The organism is Ancylobacter sp. Lp-2, assembly GCF_020523795.1.
GTDB lineage: Bacteria > Pseudomonadota > Alphaproteobacteria > Rhizobiales > Xanthobacteraceae > Ancylobacter.
In genome coordinates, this window is the sequence record NZ_JAJALI010000013.1 from 69,747 (window position 1) to 86,028 (window position 16,282).

Annotated in this window: 12 protein-coding genes; 4 read left to right on the top strand and 8 right to left on the bottom strand. The window is 67.3% G+C overall.

Going from position 1 to position 16,282, the window contains the following annotated elements; genetic code table 11:
- Nucleotides 1-124: 124 nt before the first annotated feature.
- The 5 genes from LGR54_RS23105 to gyrA all read right to left on the bottom strand — a co-directional run bounded on the left by LGR54_RS23105 (nucleotide 125) and on the right by gyrA (nucleotide 5,276).
- Entirely contained in the window at nucleotides 125-583 is a 459-nt protein-coding gene (locus LGR54_RS23105) for a peptidylprolyl isomerase (RefSeq protein ID WP_230364315.1), read from the bottom strand.
- Nucleotides 584-635: 52 nt separating this feature from the next.
- A complete protein-coding gene (locus LGR54_RS23110; protein ID WP_214009881.1) occupies nucleotides 636-1,199 on the bottom strand; it encodes a peptidylprolyl isomerase in 564 nt (187 codons plus the stop codon).
- Between the two features lie 40 nt (nucleotides 1,200-1,239).
- The gene (coaD, locus tag LGR54_RS23115; protein ID WP_230364316.1) at nucleotides 1,240-1,749 is read right to left on the bottom strand and encodes a pantetheine-phosphate adenylyltransferase; all 510 of its coding nucleotides are present in this window, start codon (nucleotides 1,747-1,749) and stop codon (nucleotides 1,240-1,242) included.
- 91 nt (nucleotides 1,750-1,840) lie between these two features.
- A complete protein-coding gene (locus tag LGR54_RS23120) occupies nucleotides 1,841-2,422 on the bottom strand; it encodes a TIGR00730 family Rossman fold protein (RefSeq protein WP_230364317.1) in 582 nt (193 codons plus the stop codon).
- A gap of 97 nt (nucleotides 2,423-2,519) precedes the next feature.
- Nucleotides 2,520-5,276: a DNA gyrase subunit A gene (gene gyrA / locus LGR54_RS23125; RefSeq protein WP_230364318.1), complete on the bottom strand. Its 2,757-nt coding sequence runs from the start codon at nucleotides 5,274-5,276 to the stop codon at nucleotides 2,520-2,522.
- Between the two features lie 259 nt (nucleotides 5,277-5,535).
- On the opposite strand from gyrA, the gene LGR54_RS23130 reads away from it, so the two are divergent.
- Entirely contained in the window at nucleotides 5,536-6,162 is a 627-nt protein-coding gene (locus LGR54_RS23130) for a MarC family protein (protein WP_230364319.1), read from the top strand.
- A gap of 425 nt (nucleotides 6,163-6,587) precedes the next feature.
- On the opposite strand, the gene ssb is transcribed toward LGR54_RS23130, so the two are convergent.
- The gene (gene ssb, locus LGR54_RS23135) at nucleotides 6,588-7,145 is read right to left on the bottom strand and encodes a single-stranded DNA-binding protein (protein WP_230364320.1); all 558 of its coding nucleotides are present in this window, start codon (nucleotides 7,143-7,145) and stop codon (nucleotides 6,588-6,590) included.
- Nucleotides 7,146-7,474: 329 nt separating this feature from the next.
- On the opposite strand from ssb, the gene uvrA reads away from it, so the two are divergent.
- A complete protein-coding gene (gene uvrA / locus LGR54_RS23140) occupies nucleotides 7,475-10,381 on the top strand; it encodes an excinuclease ABC subunit UvrA (RefSeq protein WP_230364321.1) in 2,907 nt (968 codons plus the stop codon).
- A 525-nt stretch (nucleotides 10,382-10,906) separates the two neighbouring features.
- Nucleotides 10,907-13,189, top strand: coding sequence for a tetratricopeptide repeat protein (locus tag LGR54_RS23145; protein WP_230364322.1), 2,283 nt, complete (start codon nucleotides 10,907-10,909; stop codon nucleotides 13,187-13,189).
- A gap of 46 nt (nucleotides 13,190-13,235) precedes the next feature.
- On the opposite strand, the gene LGR54_RS23150 is transcribed toward LGR54_RS23145, so the two are convergent.
- Nucleotides 13,236-14,306, bottom strand: a complete 1,071-nt coding sequence (locus LGR54_RS23150; protein WP_230364323.1) for a COX15/CtaA family protein — start codon at nucleotides 14,304-14,306, stop codon at nucleotides 13,236-13,238.
- Between the two features lie 207 nt (nucleotides 14,307-14,513).
- Between LGR54_RS23150 and LGR54_RS23155 the strand changes: the two genes are divergently transcribed.
- Entirely contained in the window at nucleotides 14,514-14,786 is a 273-nt protein-coding gene (locus LGR54_RS23155; protein ID WP_370638264.1) for a DUF2842 domain-containing protein, read from the top strand.
- Between the two features lie 44 nt (nucleotides 14,787-14,830).
- On the opposite strand, the gene LGR54_RS23160 is transcribed toward LGR54_RS23155, so the two are convergent.
- Complete coding sequence (locus LGR54_RS23160) at nucleotides 14,831-16,282, bottom strand: lipopolysaccharide biosynthesis protein (protein WP_230364324.1); 1,452 nt, start codon at nucleotides 16,280-16,282, stop codon at nucleotides 14,831-14,833.

Genomic DNA, 16,282 nt, shown 5'->3' on the forward strand with positions numbered 1-16,282 from the left:
CGGGACGACCCGATATAATGGAAGCGGCGTCCCGTCAGCCGGATGTCCTCATCCGAATGCCGGGACGCCGTTCAGCATAAGCGTTGCCGGACGGTTCACCACCGCCCGGCGAAGCTTCGGACGATCACGCCGCGAGCTTAGCGGAGACGATCTTGTCCGGGTTGATCACCGGCTCGCCGCGCTTGATCTTGTCGACATTCTCCATGCCCTCGATCACCTCGCCCCAAATGGTGTACTGGCCATCGAGGAAGGAAGCGTCGGCGAAGCAGATGAAGAACTGGCTGTCGCCGGAGTTCGGGTCCATGGCGCGGGCCATGGAGACGGTGCCGCGCTGGTGGCGGCCCTTGTTGAACTCCGCCTTCAGCTTCTGGCCGGAACCGCCGCGGCCGGTGCCGGTCGGGTCGCCGGTCTGCGCCATGAAGCCGTCGATGACGCGGTGGAACACCACGCCGTCATAGAAGCCCTGCTTGGCCAGCTCGCTGATGCGGGCGACATGGCCGGGAGCGAGGTCCGGGCGCAGGCGGATCTTCACCGGGCCCTGGGTGGTCTCCAACAGCAGGATGGATTCGGGGGTGTCGCTCATAGTCGTTACTCCTTGAGAAAAATCTGACGGATGACGGTGCGTGTCGCGCACATCACTTCACGTCGGCGGCAACCTTCATCGACACGATCTTGTCGGGGTTCTGCACCGGCTCGCCGCGCTTGAGCTTGTCGACGTTCTCCATGCCGGACACCACCTGGCCGATGACCGTGTACTGGCCGTTGAGGAAGGAGGCGTCGCCGAAGGTGATGAAGAACTGCGAATTGGCGCTGTTCGGGCTCTGGGCGCGGGCCATGCCGACCGTGCCGCGCGTAAAGGGCACGTTGGAGAATTCTGCCGGCAGGTCGGGATAGCGCGAGCCGCCGGTGCCATTGCCGTACTGACCGTCGCCGGTCTGGGCCATGAAGCGGTCGATCACCCGGTGGAACGGCACGTTGTCGTAAAAGCCCTCGCGCGCCAGCTGCTTGATGCGCTCGGCATGCTTGGGCGCGATATCCGGGCGCAGCACGAACACCACCGGACCCTTGGTGGTCTGCATGATGATGGCGTTCTGCGGATCGACGTTCGGCGGCAGCTTGGGAGCCTGCGCCGTCTGGGCGACGGCGGGCAGCGCGAACACGGCGGTGACGGCGAAGGCGGCGATCAGACTGCGGATCATCAGAAAACTCCGGTGCGGCTGCGGATTTGGCCGTGCGCGATCAAATAGGGCGGCGCAGCTTGGTGGCCAGACGGCCGACCACGGCGGCCGGCACGAAGGACGACACGTCGCCTCCCATTCCGGCGATCTGCCGGACAAGGGTGGCGGTGATGGGGCGGGACACGGCGGAGGCCGGCAAAAATACCGTCTGCACCTCCGGCCGCAGCACGGCGTTCATGCCCGCCATCTGCATCTCGTAGTCGAGATCGGTACCGTCGCGCAGGCCGCGGATGAGCAGCCGCGCGCCATGGCGATGCGCCGCTTCCACGACGAGGTCGGCGAAGGTGATGCATTCGAACGCCGCGCCCTCGTGGCGGGCGATCGGCTCGAAGATCTCGGTGAGCATCTCCAGCCTTTCCTCCGCCGCGAACAGCGGGGCTTTGCCGGGATGCACGCCGATACCGATCACCAGCCGATCGACCATGCGGGAGGCGGCGCGTGCCACCTCGACATGGCCATTGGTCGGCGGGTCGAAGGAACCGGGGTAGAAGGCGGTGCGCAGGGCGCTCATGCGGAGCCTCTCGTTGCGCGGCAAGGGTTAGCGGGCTCACGCCGCGGACGCAAGGGGCACGGGTGCCTCCGACGCCTCGCCACGGCATCGGTCATCGCTCGCCACGGCCGATCCACTTGGCGACATGCGGCGCCCGATAGCCCTGCAGACGCGCCAGCAGAGCCTTGGGATTGTCGGCGACGAGCAGCATGTCGCGATGCGCCTCGCGCATGAAGCCCTCCCCGACCACATGATCGACGAAGCCAAGCAGCCGGTCGAAATAGCCGGCGACATTGAGCAGGGCGCACGGTTTCTCATGGCTGCCGAGCTGCGCCCACGTCCACACCTCGAACAGCTCCTCCAGCGTGCCGATACCGCCCGGCAGCGCGACGAAGGCGTCGGCGAGTTCGGCCATCAGCGCCTTGCGTTCGTGCATGGAGCCGACGATGCGCAGGTCCGCCAAGCCCTTATGCGCGACCTCGCGCTCCAGGATGCCGCGCGGGATGACGCCCGTCACCTCGCCGCCAGCGGCAAGTGCGGCATCCGCCAGCACGCCCATCAAGCCGACGGACGCACCGCCATAGACGAGGCCGATGCCCTCTCGCGCCAGCGATGTTCCCAGTGCGACGGCGGCCTCGGTGTAGTCCGGCCGGTGCCCGGCATTGGAGCCGAGAAAAACGCAAATGCGACGCATGGTATGCCCTTCGACTGACACGCCCCTCGAAATGGCAACGGCGCCGTCTCCAGCGCCGTCGCGTCATCGGATGATCATACGGCAGGAGTCCGGCGGCTCAGTCGGCCGCCTCCTCCCCGATCTCGTCCTCGCCTTCTTCCTCGCTCACGCGCTCGACCGACACCACCTTCTCGTCGTCGGCGGTGTTGAACACGATCACGCCCTGGCTGCCGCGCCCGACGACGCGGATGCCGTTCACCGGACAGCGGATCAGCTGGCCGCCATCGCTGACCAGCATGATCTGATCGGCATCCTCCACCGGGAAGGAGGCGACCAACGGCCCGTTGCGGTCGTTAACCGCCATCGCGACGATGCCCTTGCCGCCGCGGCGCGTGGCACGGTACTCGAAGGACGAGGTCCGCTTGCCATAGCCGTTCTCCGACAGGGTAAGGAGGAACTGCTCGGCGGCGCCCATCTCGGCATAACGAGTCTGGCCGAGCTCGCTGCCGCCGGCATCGACCTCCTCGGCATCCGCGTCGACGACCTCCGCCTCGATGTCCGCCGCTTCATCCACTTCGTTAAGGCTACGTCGCACGGCGTTGGCACGCTTGATATATTCAGCGCGCTCCTCCGCCGTCGCGTCCACATGCCGGATGATCGCCATCGAGATCAGGCGATCGCTCTCGTCGAGCTGGATGCCGCGCACGCCCATGGAATCACGCCCCTTAAAGACGCGCACCTCGGTGGTGGGGAAGCGGATGCACTGCCCCTTGGCGGTGGTCAGCAGCACGTCGTCGCTCTCGGAGCAGAGCTGGACGCCGGCGATCGCCTCACCTTCCTCCAGCTTCATGGCGATCTTGCCGTTGCGGTTCACATTGGTGAAGTCGGACAGCTCGTTGCGCCGCACCGTACCGCCGGTGGTGGCGAACATGATCTGCAGGCGGCCCCACGCCTCCTCCTCCGGCAGCGCCATGATGGAGGTGATGCGCTCGTCGGAATCCAGCGGCAGGATGTTGACCAGCGCCTTGCCGCGTCCCTGCGGGGTGGCGATCGGCAACCGCCAGACCTTCAGCTTGTAGACCTGCCCCTTGGAGGAGAAGAACAGCACCGGGGCATGGGTTGAGGCGACGAACAGGCGGGTGACGAAATCCTCGTCGCGCGTCTGCATGCCAGAACGGCCTTTGCCGCCGCGCCGCTGCGCCCGATAGGTCGAGAGCGGCACCCGCTTCACATAGCCGGCATGCGAGACGGTGACGACCATGTCCTCGCGGGCGATCAGGTCCTCGTCCTCGAAATCGCCCTCGCCTTCGGTGATCTCGGTCCGGCGCGGGGTGCCGAACTGCGTCCTCACCTCGAGCAGCTCGTCCTTGACGATCTGGCGGATGCGGACGCGGCTCGCCAGGATCTCGAGATATTCGCGGATCTCGACGGCGATCTTGTCGAGCTCGTCGGCGATCTCGTCGCGGCCCAGCGCGGTGAGGCGCTGCAGGCGCAGTTCGAGAATGGCGCGTGCCTGCTCCTCGGACAGCTGATAGGTGCCGTCCTCGTTCAACCGATGGCGCGGGTCATCGATCAGCGCGATCAGCGGCGCCACATCCAGCGCCGGCCAGTGCCGCGTCATCAGCAGCTCGCGCGCGGTGGCCGGATCCGGCGAGGTGCGGATGGTGCGGATGACCTCGTCGATATTGGCCACCGCAATGGCGAGACCGACCAGCACATGCGCGCGGTCACGTGCCTTGCGCAGCAGGAACTTGGTCCGGCGGCTCACCACCTCCTCGCGGAAGGCGACGAAGGCGGTCAGAAGGTCGAGCAGCGTCATCACCGCCGGACGACCGCCATTCAACGCCACCATGTTAGCGCCGAAGGAGGTCTGCAGCGCCGTCATGCGGAACAGGTTGTTCAGCACCACGTCGCCCTGGGCGTCGCGCTTGATCTCGATGACGATGCGCAGACCCTCGCGCGAGGATTCGTCGCGGATCTCGGAGATGCCTTCCAGCCGCTTGTCGCGCACCAGCTCGGCCATGCGCTCGATCATCGTCGCCTTGTTCACCTGATAGGGAATCTCGGTGACGATGATGGCTTCGCGATCCTTGCGGATCGTCTCCACCGTGGCACGGGCCCGCATGACGATCGAGCCGCGCCCGGTCATATAGGCCTGGCGAATGCCGCTGCGCCCGAGGATCAGCGCGCCGGTGGGAAAGTCCGGGCCCGGCAGGATGTCGAGCAGCCGCTCGACATCGATATCCGGCTCGTCAATCAGCGCGATGGTGGCATCGATCACCTCGCCGAGATTGTGCGGCGGGATATTGGTGGCCATGCCGACCGCGATACCGCCCGCACCATTGACCAGCAAATTGGGGAAGCGCGCCGGAAGGACCGTCGGCTCCTGTTCGCGGCCGTCGTAATTGTCCTGGAAGTCGACAGTGTCCTTCTCGAGATCGTCGAGCAGCGACAGTGCCGGCCGCGCGAGACGTACCTCGGTGTAGCGTTCGGCCGCCGGTGGGTCGCCGTCGACCGAGCCGAAATTGCCCTGGCCGTCGATCAGCGGCAGGCGCATGGAGAAGTCCTGCGCCAGGCGCACCAGCGCATCGTAGATCGCCTGGTTGCCGTGCGGATGGTACTTGCCCATCGTGTCGCCGGTGACGCGGGCGGACTTGTTGTAGGGGCGCTCGGGAACGTAGTTGTTCTCGCGCATCGAGAACAGGATGCGGCGATGCACCGGCTTCAGGCCGTCGCGCACGTCGGGCAGCGCGCGGGAGACGATCACGCTCATCGCATAGTCGAGATAGCTGCGCGAGAGCTCCTCGGTGATCGAAACGGGCCGGATATCCGAAGGACCTTCGTCCTCGGGCCTCAGCGTATCGGAATCGGACAAGGAAGCGACTTTCCGTAGATTGCTTATCGAACTGTTTTATCTAGCCGATTCCGCCCGTCAACGCCAGCGCGCCGGCTCCGCAACCTCCGTAAATTCTGTATAAATTACAATAACTTGCAGCGCCATTTTTGAAGCAGGCGGAAAAGGTGGCGGAACCGTGGCCAACTGGCGCGAAAATACCTTCACGCCTGCCCGCGCCTCATAGCAAGATACACTTGCACCGCCGGCATCCCGAGCGGGATGGAAGGGCACGGCACGGATGCTCGACTACGTCATATCGGCTGCGGTCACGATGTTGGTGGTCATCGATCCGATCGGCCTGGCACCGCTGTTTCTCGCGGTCACCACCGGCCTTGCGGCGGAGGAACGACGCCACGTCGCCTGGCGCGCCTCGGCGATCGCCCTCGCCATCCTCGCCCTGTTCGGCCTCGTCGGCGCGCCACTGCTGGCCGCGCTCGGCATCACCCTGCCCGCCTTTCGCATCGCCGGCGGGCTGCTGCTGTTCACCATTTCATTCGAAATGGTGTTTGGCCGGCGCAGCGAACGCAAGTCCGACGCCACCGATGCAGCGATGCGCGAGCATCTGCTGCACAATCTCGCGGTGTTTCCGCTCGCCATTCCGCTGATGGCCGGCCCCGGCGCCATCACCGCCATGATGCTGCTCGCCGGCGAAGCGCGGGGTGACGGCGCCCGCCTCGTCGCCCTGTTCGCTATCACCTTGCTGGTGATCGCCGCCTGCCTCGTCGTTTACCTCGCCGCCGACCGGGTGAACCGTTGGCTCGGCATCACCGGCAACGCCATATTGACGCGCCTGCTCGGCGTCGTTCTGGCCGCCCTCGCCGTACAATTCGTCATCGATGGCGTGAAGACGGCGTTCGGGCTGTAGCCCCCTACGAGATTATTCGGGCCGCACCATCACTCGGAGGTCAACACTCCCACGGCATCGGCCACGCGCGCGACGCCGGAAGAAGGAACCGCCGACCCCGGTCGGCTTTTGGCCGAACCTCACTCGGCTATGACGGACCCGAAAACCAGATACCGCCCTCGCACCACGACTGCGACAGGCCGTGCGCTCCGACGGACACGCCAGTGACCGCCGCCGCTACCGCCAACCGCGTCAGCCGCTCGCCGTGGCCACCTCCTGCACACGAATGATCGTGCCCAAGCGGGGAACTGAGAGCTCCCATCAACCCGACGAGACTGAATTGCCCGCGCGCCCACACGAGGACCGCGGTGAGGCGGAGCCGGAAGCACCGTCACGCGCCGCTGCGGGAGCACGCGCTCGCCGCACCGGAGCCGGCACCCAGATATTCAGAACGGAATTTCGTCGTCGATGTCGCTGTTGCCGCCACCGAACGCGCCGCCGCGCGAAGCCGCCCCGCCGGAGACCGCCGCCGGCTTGCGCTCGCCGCCGAACGAGCCCCGGGCCGAGGAGCCGCCGAAAGAAGAACCGCCGGAGCCGAAATCGCTGCTGCCCGAGCCGTAATCGTCGCCACCACCGGCACCTTCGCCACCGCTGCGGCTGTCGAGAATGGTCAGCTCGCCACGGAATTGCCGCAGCACCACCTCGGTGAAATAGCGCTCCGCCCCGGACTGGTCGGTCGCCTTCCGCGTCTCCAGCTGGCCCTCGATGTAAACCTTCGTGCCCTTGCGCAGATACTGTTCGGCGATGCGCAGCAGGTTTTCGTTGAAGATCACCACGCTGTGCCATTCCGTGCGCTCGCGGCGCTCGCCCGAGGCCTTGTCGCGCCACGTCTCGGACGTGGCGATGCGCAGATTGCACACCCGCCCGCCATTCTGGAACGTCCGCACTTCCGGATCCCGGCCGAGATTGCCGACCAGGATCACCTTGTTGACGCTGCCAGCCATTCCGTCCTCCAAAAAATCCGTCTGTCGCATACCGCAAAGGGCCGGTGACTATAGACCATCGCGCCGGACATCGCCGGACAAACGCCGCCCTCGTCCACATCTTTGGCTAACGATCGCTCGATGCCCACGCGCCCACTCGAATAATGTTCTTGTTATGTTCGTATCATCGTGCATAGTGCGACGCAAGCCCGATGACGTTTTGCCCGAGCGACACTATGTTTGACGCCATGCAGCAAGTGCGAGCGCCCTCCCCGAGGCGGCCATGCCGCCCACCCGGGGGACCGGGCGCTTTCGTGCTGTCCCTCCGGGACCGGGATTGAGAGACAGGAATGAAGGACCTTCCGCCGCCGTCGCGCCGCGACGCCCGTTCGATCACCATTCGCGGCGCGCGCGAGCACAATCTGAAGAACGTCGACCTCGAGATCCCCCGCGACAGTCTCGTTGTGTTCACGGGCCTGTCCGGCTCCGGCAAGTCGTCTCTGGCCTTCGATACCATCTACGCCGAAGGCCAGCGGCGCTATGTCGAAAGCCTTTCAGCCTATGCCCGCCAGTTCCTGGAGATGATGCAGAAGCCGGACGTCGACCAGATCGACGGCCTCTCGCCGGCCATTTCCATCGAACAGAAGACCACCTCGAAAAATCCGCGCTCGACGGTGGGCACCGTTACCGAGATCTACGACTACATGCGCCTGCTCTGGGCGCGCGTCGGCATCCCCTATTCGCCCGCCACCGGCCTGCCGATCGAGAGCCAAACCGTCAGCCAGATGGTCGACCGCGTGCTGGCGCTGCCCGAGAAGACCCGCCTCTATTTGCTCGCTCCCGTAGTGCGCGGGCGCAAGGGCGAATACCGCAAGGAACTGGCGGATTTCCAGAAGAAGGGCTTCCAGCGCGTCAAGATCGACGGTGCCTTCCACGAGATCGCCGAGGCACCGGCGCTCGACAAGAAATTCAAGCACGACATCGACGTGGTGGTGGACCGGCTGGTGGTGCGCCCGGACATGGCGAGCCGCCTCGCCGACAGTTTCGAGACCGCGCTCGGCCTCGCCGACGGCATCGCGGTGGTCGAGTTCGCCGACGAGGCTGAGGCGGACGGCAGCCAGAAGCGCATTATCTTCTCGGAGAAGTTCGCCTGTCCGGTCTCCGGCTTCACCATTCCCGAGATCGAGCCGCGGCTGTTCTCCTTCAACAATCCGTTCGGCGCCTGCCCGACCTGCGACGGGCTCGGGCATGAGAGCAAGATTGACCCCAACCTGATCGTGCCCGACGGTACGCGCACGCTGAAGCAGGGAGCCATTGCTCCCTGGGCAAAGTCGAGCTCGCCCTATTATGGCCAGACGCTGGACGCCCTCGCCCGCCATTACGGCTTCAAGCTGACCACCTCATGGACGGAGCTGCCCGAGAAGGTACGCAAGGTCATCCTGCACGGCTCCGAGGGAGAGGTGATCCGCTTCGTCTATGACGATGGCGTGCGCGCCTACGAGACCTCCAAGACATTCGAGGGCATCGTCACCAATCTCGAGCGCCGCTGGCGCGAGACCGAGAGCGAATGGGCGCGCGAGGAGATCAGCAAGTACTTCTCCGACGTTCCCTGCGCCGCCTGCAACGGCTACCGCCTGAAGCCGGAAGCTCTGGCAGTGAAGATCGCCGGACAGCATATCGGTCAGGCTGCCGTCCTGTCGGTGCGGACCGCGCTCGACTGGTTCTCCACCTTGCCGGGCGCGCTCACCGACAAGCAGAACGAGATCGCGGTGCGCATCCTCAAGGAGATCCGCGAGCGCCTGGCCTTCCTGCTCGATGTCGGCCTCGACTATCTCACCCTTGCCCGCTCGTCCGGCACCTTGTCGGGCGGCGAAAGCCAGCGCATCCGGCTTGCCTCGCAGATCGGCTCCGGCCTCACCGGCGTGCTCTATGTGCTGGACGAACCGTCCATCGGACTGCACCAGCGCGACAATGAGCGCCTGCTCGGCACGCTGAAGCGGCTACGCGACCTCGGCAACACCGTGGTGGTGGTGGAGCATGACGAGGACGCCATCCTCGCCGCCGACTATGTGGTCGATGTCGGCCCCGGCGCCGGTGTGCATGGCGGGCAGATCGTCGCCCAGGGCACCCCGCCGGACATTCTCGCCAACCCGAATTCGCTGACCGGCAAATACCTTACCGGCGAACTCAGCGTGCCCGTGCCCAAGCGGCGCAAGCCGGACCCGAAGCGTATGCTGCGGGTGGTGGGCGCGCGCGGAAACAATCTGAAGGACGTCACCGCCGAGCTACCTCTCGGCCTGTTCACTGCGGTAACCGGCGTCTCCGGCGGCGGCAAGTCGACCCTGCTCATCGACACCGTCTACAAGGCCGTGGCGCGCCGGCTCAACGGCGCCTCCGAGCCTCCGGCGCCACATGACCGCCTTGAAGGGCTGGAGCAGCTCGACAAGGTGATCGACATCGACCAGTCGCCGATCGGCCGCACCCCGCGTTCCAATCCGGCGACCTATACCGGTGCCTTCACGCCGATCCGCGAATGGTTTGCCGGCCTGCCGGAGGCGAAGGCGCGCGGCTACGGCCCCGGGCGCTTCTCCTTCAACGTCAAGGGCGGGCGCTGCGAAGCGTGCCAGGGCGACGGCGTCATCAAGATCGAAATGCATTTCCTGCCAGACGTTTACGTCACCTGCGACGTCTGCAAGGGCAAGCGCTACAACCGCGAGACGCTGGAGGTCACCTTCAAGAACAAGTCGATCGCCGACGTCCTCGACATGACCGTCGAGGAGGGAGCGGAGTTCTTCAAGGCGGTGCCGGCGGTGCGCGAGAAGCTGGAGACTCTCTCGCGCGTCGGGCTCGACTACATCAAGGTCGGCCAGCAGGCCAACACGCTGTCGGGCGGCGAAGCGCAGCGAGTGAAGCTTTCCAAGGAGCTCTCGCGCCGCGCCACCGGGCGCACGCTCTACATCCTCGACGAGCCGACCACGGGCCTGCATTTCCACGACGTCGCCAAGCTCTTGGAAGTGCTGCACGAATTGGTCGAGCAGGGCAATACGGTGGTGGTGATCGAGCACAATCTCGAAGTCATCAAGACCGCCGACTGGGTGATCGATCTCGGCCCTGAAGGCGGTGACGGCGGCGGCGAGATCGTCGCCGAGGGGCCGCCGGAGGCGATCGCCAAGGCGCCGCGCAGCCACACCGGTCGCTTCCTCGCCGAGGTGCTGGCGCGCCGTCCGCTGAAGAAGCGCCCGGACGCCGCCGAATGACCTCGGCCGCGTCGGACCGCAGACCAGTGCGGTGTACGATGCGGCCGGTCGGCAGGGGCGGATGTGCAGTGCGGACAATATCTGTGGCGAGACGCCGGCGCGGCGCCGGCGACGGTTGCGCCGATCTTGCCGATCGAGCCGATAGGCGCGAGCCATGGGCGGATCGGCGGATCCCGAACGATCTCGCATGCAGCAGGCCGGAGCGAGGCATCCCGGACGACGGAATTCTGGATGACAGTGTTCCGGACGATCGCGCCCCAGACGGTAATATGCTGGACGGCAGCATCCCGGACGATGGCGTCCCGGACGGCAGCATGCCGGACAGAAGTATGCCGAACGGCGGCGTTCCGGGTGGCAGCGTCGCGGTCGCAACGCCCGGCCCTCTTCGACGTCCGCGCGTGGCGCTGCGAGGCTGGGGAACGGCACGGACCGCCGGTCTCCATACGGGCAGCTGCCGGGCCGGCCCGATCCCAACCCCTGCGCTTCGATCGACCGATATCGTCGCTAACGTGACGGGACGCCAGCATGGGTTTCCTTAAAACTGGCTTGGAGAAGGTGGCGGCGGTGTGCGTCGGCGCCGCGGCCCTGGCTTTCGGGACCCCTCCCGCCGGCGCGATGGAGGTTGGCATCGGCACGGCCGCGTTGATCGGCTTCGTACTCGACCGCCGGGAAAAGTTCGGACCGGAGTGCCGACGGGTACGCGAGCGGCTGCAACGCGATCTCCTCGCCTCCTATGGCGAATTGATCGCCGGCAGCGACGGCGACGCCACGGTGCGGACCGAGCTGCGTGCCGCCGACGCGGCTCTGGACGAGGCGCTGGAGCACTGCGTGATCGACCGCGCGGCGCTGGCGGCCGCCGCCGTCAGCCGCGAAGGATTTGCCGACCGCGCCGCCATCGTGATCATGGCCCGTCTTGGCGAGGCGCACCCTGAGCTTTTCGGCCCGGAAAGGCGCGACACTCTATCTTACCGGTTCGCCGGCGACGTGGTGCGGGCGGGTATCGCCACCGCCGCCGAGGATGCCGACTATTACCGCCGGCTCGAACCTCTGCTTATGCTCGAGTTCGGCCGGGCGCTCGGGGCTGTGCGCGAGGACGTCGCGGAAACGCGCCGGACGGTCGAGCAGATCCGCGACGACTATCGCCGCGAACTCGCGCTGGCGAAGGACAAGCTGCACGCCACGGAAGCCGATCTCGTCTCGTTGCTGACCTTTATCCTTCAGCGGCGGGTCTCGCGCGAGACCGTTCCGGACGCGCTCGAACAGTCCTATACGCGCCTCACCGAGTTGCGCGAGAGCTTCGGTGACCTCGGTTCGCTCGCCAATGAGACGCCGGAGATCGCTCCGCTGCTGGAGCGTGCCAATGCCGCGCTCACCGCCGGGGAGAGCTTCTCGCTCGACGACGCCGACCGCGCGCTCGCCGAGGTGGACCGGCGCTACCAGGACGTCATCGCCGCGCGCGAGGAGACGCTCAAGCGCCACAAGGCAAACCGGGCACAGATTCTCGGCAAGCGCGCCGAACTGGCGACGATCAAATATGCCCACGCTGAAGCTGTCAGCCTGCTAAGGGAGCGGGCCGCGCTGCTGGCAGAATCCATCGGACCGGACCATCCCGAGACTCTTGCGGGCATCGCCCAACTCGCCCTCGGCCTCGACGCCCAGGGGCGCCATGGAGAGGCCGAGCCGCTCCACCGCCAGGTGACGGATGCCGTCGAACAGCTTCTCGGGAGCGAACACGAAGCAACTCTTGAGTACCGGAGTGATCTCGCGCTCAATCTCGATGCGCGAGGGCTTCACGCGGAGGCCGAGTCGCTTCATCGCAGCTCGCTGGAGATTCGCCGGCGCACGCTTGGAGACATGCATCCCCACACGGGCTGGAGCTGCAACAATCTCGCCCTCAACCTGCATGCCCAAGGCCGCTATCGGGAAGCCGAGCCGCTCCATCGTCAGGCGTTCGACATCGCGCGCAGCGCGCCGGATGCGGAATACTCGTCGAGCATGGCGAGCAGCAACAATCTCGCCACCAACCTGAAGGCACAAGCTAGATATGCCGAGGCCGAGCAGCTTTATTGCCAGGCACTCACCTTGTGCGAGGCGAACCTCGGTGAGGAGCACCCGGACACCGCTACGATTTACGACAATCTCGCCACCAACAAGGTCCATCAGGGTCTTTACGTCGAGGCGGAATCCTTGTTCGCGAAGGCTCTGGACATCCGGCAAAGGTTTCTCGGCGACGACCACCCTTACACAGCCCAGAGCTTCAACAATGTCGGCCACAATCTGTACAGCCAGGGTCGACATGAAGAGGCCGAGCGGTTCCAGCGCAAGGCGCTCAACATCCGGCAGCGGATCCTAGGGGAGGATCACCCCTCTACCGCAGCGAGCTACGACAATCTCGCCTCGCTGCTCGATAGCCTACATCGCTATGCCGAGGCTGAGCCCCTGCATCGCCAGGCGCTCGCCATCCAGCGCCACAGGCTTGGCCCTGACCATCCCGATACCGCCATAAGCGTCGGCAGCCTCGGGACCAATCTGGTGCACCAACGTCACCTCGGCGAAGCCGAGGCGCTGCTGCGCGACGCGCTCGGCCTCTACGAGCAGGCGTTCGGGCCGGACCATCCCGATACCGCGTTCCCCTGCATCAATCTCGCTTATTGCCTGACGGTGCAGGGGCGCCATAGCGAGGCCGAGCCGTTGTATCGGCGGGCGCTAGATATCCGTGATCGACGGCTCGGCACGAACCACCCGGACACCGCGAAAAGCCGCGCCTACGTCGCCGCTAACTTGCGCGCGCAGGGCAAGGGGTCCTAAGGGCGGAGCGGCCCCGCGACCGACGCGCGAGCCGGGGCAAGCCGCCCTATCCTTGCGCCCGCACCCGCCGCAGGTGCAGCGTGACGCCGATCAGCACGATGGTGGCGCCGAACTGGTGCGCCAGCGCGATGTCGATCGGCACCTGATGGATCAGCGTCAATATGCCGAGCAGCGCCTGCGCCGCCACCAGCCCCACCAGCAGCGCCGCGCGGCCGCCGGCCGGGCTCGCGCGCAGCGCCAGCCAGTTCACCACCGCCAGCGCCAGCACCGTATAGGCGGTCATGCGGTGGTTGAACTGCACGGTGAGCACGTTCTCGAACAGGTTGCGCCACGCCGGCTGCTGCACCAGCAGGTTCTCGACCGGCGGAATGAAATGCCCGTCCATCAGCGGCCAGGTGGTGTAGGTGAGCCCGGCATCCAGCCCGGCGACCAGACCGCCGAGGAAGATCTGCAGCAGCACGACGGCGAACAGCGCCCAGGCGAGCGGTACCGCCAGCGGCACGCCCGCGCGCGCGCCCGGCGTGGGCTGGTCCGTGCGGGCCGGCCGCAGGCCGTCGGCCACCGCCATCGTGGCGGCGAGGATGAGGCAGGCGAGCGTCAGATGCGTCGCCAGCCGGTACTGGCTGACATCGACGCGGCCGACGAGGCCGGACGCCACCATCCACCAGCCGACCGCCCCTTGCAGCCCACCGAGCAGGAACAGCCCGCCGAGCTTCCAGCGCAGCGGGCCGGTGACCAGGCCCCGCCACAGGAAATACAGAAAGGGCAGCAGGAAGACGAAACCGATCAGCCGGCCGAGCAGCCGATGCCCCCATTCCCACCAGAAGATGGTGCGGAACTCGGCGAGGCTCATGCCTCGATTGATCTGCTGATATTGCGGGATCTGCTGGTACTTCTCGAACTCGGCCTGCCACGCCGCCTCGGAGAGCGGCGGCAGAGTGCCGGCGACCGGCTTCCACTCGGTGATCGACAGGCCGGATTCGGTGAGCCGCGTGGCGCCGCCCACCACCACCATCAGCACGATCAGCGCCGCCACCGCATAGAGCCACAGCCGCACCGGGCGCAGCCGGTCCGTGGCCGGCGCGGCGGAAAGATCGACGGTGCCGGAGAGGGCCATATGCAGCTCCTGCGGTTCGGCGGCCGGCCCTCCTTGCGGAAGGCTCCGGCCGATCCGATGTTCGACGTCGGGCCTCGACCCGCGGCGGGGATCGATACCGGGTCCCGGCGCCGGGTTTCAACCTAGCGTCGGAGCGGATATAGCTCACCGCGCGCCCGCACAACCGGGCGAATTGTCCCTGAGATCACTTATCGGGCACCCCCGCCGATGGATGACCGCGCCTCCCGACCCGCAGAGCGCCCGAGCGAACCCCCTTCGCTGCCGCCGCGTTTGCGCAAGTTCATCGGCACCTGCCTGATCCTGATGCTGGTGATCGTCTGGTCGCTCGGCGCCATGGCGCTGGCGCAGGGCCGGGTGACGACGCTGCCGGGTTTCTGGCAGTTCATCGCCTATGTCGTGCTCGGCATTGGCTGGGTGGTGCCGGCGGCGGTGCTGATCCGCTGGATGCAGAAGGGCGACCGCAAGCCGGAAACGCTCTGAGCGCCGATCGGCGAGCGACCCGGCACGACCTTATCGCCGCGACCTCATGCCGCGTGCGGCAGCCGCCCCGGCGCCGGCTCGGCGAAGGTGACCATGGCGATGTCGCCGAAGCCGCGCGCGGCCAGCGCGTCGAACGCCTGAACCGCATCGGTGGTGCGGGCGCCGGGATGGGTGACCAGGATCAGCGTCGGCCCGAGCCCGGCGATGCGGCCGGCCTCCTCCAGCTTGCCGAGCGGCGGCGCCGCCACCACCACATGGTCGTAAGTCTGCTCCAGCGCCCGCAGGATCAGCCCGAGGCGCTCGGACGCGACGAGGCCATCCGCCTCGCGGGCGCCCCGCCCCGGCGGAATGACATGGCAGCGCGAGGCGGTCTCGCGATGGATGGCATCGGAAAAGCTGGCGACGCCGAACAGCAGATCGGTGAGCCCCGGCGCGCGCGGATCGGCGGTGAGCTCGGCCAGCGGCTCGGCGGTGATGTCGAGGCAGACGATGACGACACGCTTCTCGCAGGCGGCAAGCGAACGGCCGAGCGCCAGCGCGCATTGCGCCGTGCCCTCATCCGCCGACGGGCCGGTGACGACCACCAGCCGCGCCGCCACGCCGCGCAGCCGCACCAGCCGCGACAGATCGGCGAGTTCGCCGTCGCGGCCGAGCCGCAGCCGGGCCCGCGAGGGGGTCTCCTCGGTCTCGTCCTCGCTGCGCGAGCCGATCCACGGCAGATGCTGCACCGGCGCCTGCGGCACCTCGGCCGTCGCCGGATCGAGCGCGACCCGCGCCAGTTCCGGCCGCTGCCGGCGCCACATCGCCTGCAACAGGAAGGTGAGCGCGAAGCCGAACAGCCCGGCGCCCAGCCCCCATTCCAGCGGCGACAGGCCGAGCGCCTGGCGCGGCGGCAAGGCGCGCGACAGGCTCACCGGCGCGGCGGCATCGCCGAATCCGCGGCGCAGCTCGACATAGGATTCGCCGAAGGCATTGGCGACGTCGGCGGCGAGCCCGCCATCGGCGGCCGTGAAGCCGATGGCGGCGCGGCCGTCGGCCGAGGTGGTGAGCCGGAGCCCCGCCTCGATGGCGCGCAGCGCGTCCTCGTCATCGGCCGGGACGGCGGCGAGCGCCGGCGAGAACGGCATCAGCGCGGCAAGGCCGCGACCGGCGGTGAGCCGTACGCCGAGGCCGCTGCGCTGAAGGACCTGACGGGCGAATTCGCGGGAGGTGATGAGCTGGAACTGGCTGCGGCGCGCTGCACTGGCACGGGCGTCGGGCGTCCAGCCCTCGACCCGCAGCCGCGCCTCGGCGAAATAGCACGGCTCGACGACCTGGTGCACCAGGCCGGCGGCGAGCAGGCCGACGACGAGCGGCGCGGCGAGATGGCGGCGGGCGAAGCGCCGGTAACGGCTGAGGGCACAACGCAGCGCCGACGCCGGCGTCTCCGCCAGTGCCGCCTCTCCGCGCGCGCCGGACGCCGGGGCGTCCAGGGCCTTCTCGCCGTCATCCATCAT

Bases quoted from the DNA above. Each gene is read 5' to 3' on its own strand.
- LGR54_RS23105 (WP_230364315.1), bottom strand. From the start codon at position 583: ATGAGCGACACCCCCGAATCCATCCTGCTGTTGGAGACCACCCAGGGC.
- LGR54_RS23110 (WP_214009881.1), bottom strand. From the start codon at position 1,199: ATGATCCGCAGTCTGATCGCCGCCTTCGCCGTCACCGCCGTGTTCGCG.
- coaD (WP_230364316.1), bottom strand. From the start codon at position 1,749: ATGAGCGCCCTGCGCACCGCCTTCTACCCCGGTTCCTTCGACCCGCCG.
- LGR54_RS23120 (WP_230364317.1), bottom strand. From the start codon at position 2,422: ATGCGTCGCATTTGCGTTTTTCTCGGCTCCAATGCCGGGCACCGGCCG.
- LGR54_RS23130 (WP_230364319.1), top strand. From the start codon at position 5,536: ATGCTCGACTACGTCATATCGGCTGCGGTCACGATGTTGGTGGTCATC.
- ssb (WP_230364320.1), bottom strand. From the start codon at position 7,145: ATGGCTGGCAGCGTCAACAAGGTGATCCTGGTCGGCAATCTCGGCCGG.
- uvrA (WP_230364321.1), top strand. From the start codon at position 7,475: ATGAAGGACCTTCCGCCGCCGTCGCGCCGCGACGCCCGTTCGATCACC.
- LGR54_RS23145 (WP_230364322.1), top strand. From the start codon at position 10,907: ATGGGTTTCCTTAAAACTGGCTTGGAGAAGGTGGCGGCGGTGTGCGTC.
- LGR54_RS23150 (WP_230364323.1), bottom strand. From the start codon at position 14,306: ATGGCCCTCTCCGGCACCGTCGATCTTTCCGCCGCGCCGGCCACGGAC.
- LGR54_RS23155 (WP_370638264.1), top strand. From the start codon at position 14,514: ATGGATGACCGCGCCTCCCGACCCGCAGAGCGCCCGAGCGAACCCCCT.
- LGR54_RS23160 (WP_230364324.1), bottom strand. From the start codon at position 16,282: ATGATGGATGACGGCGAGAAGGCCCTGGACGCCCCGGCGTCCGGCGCG.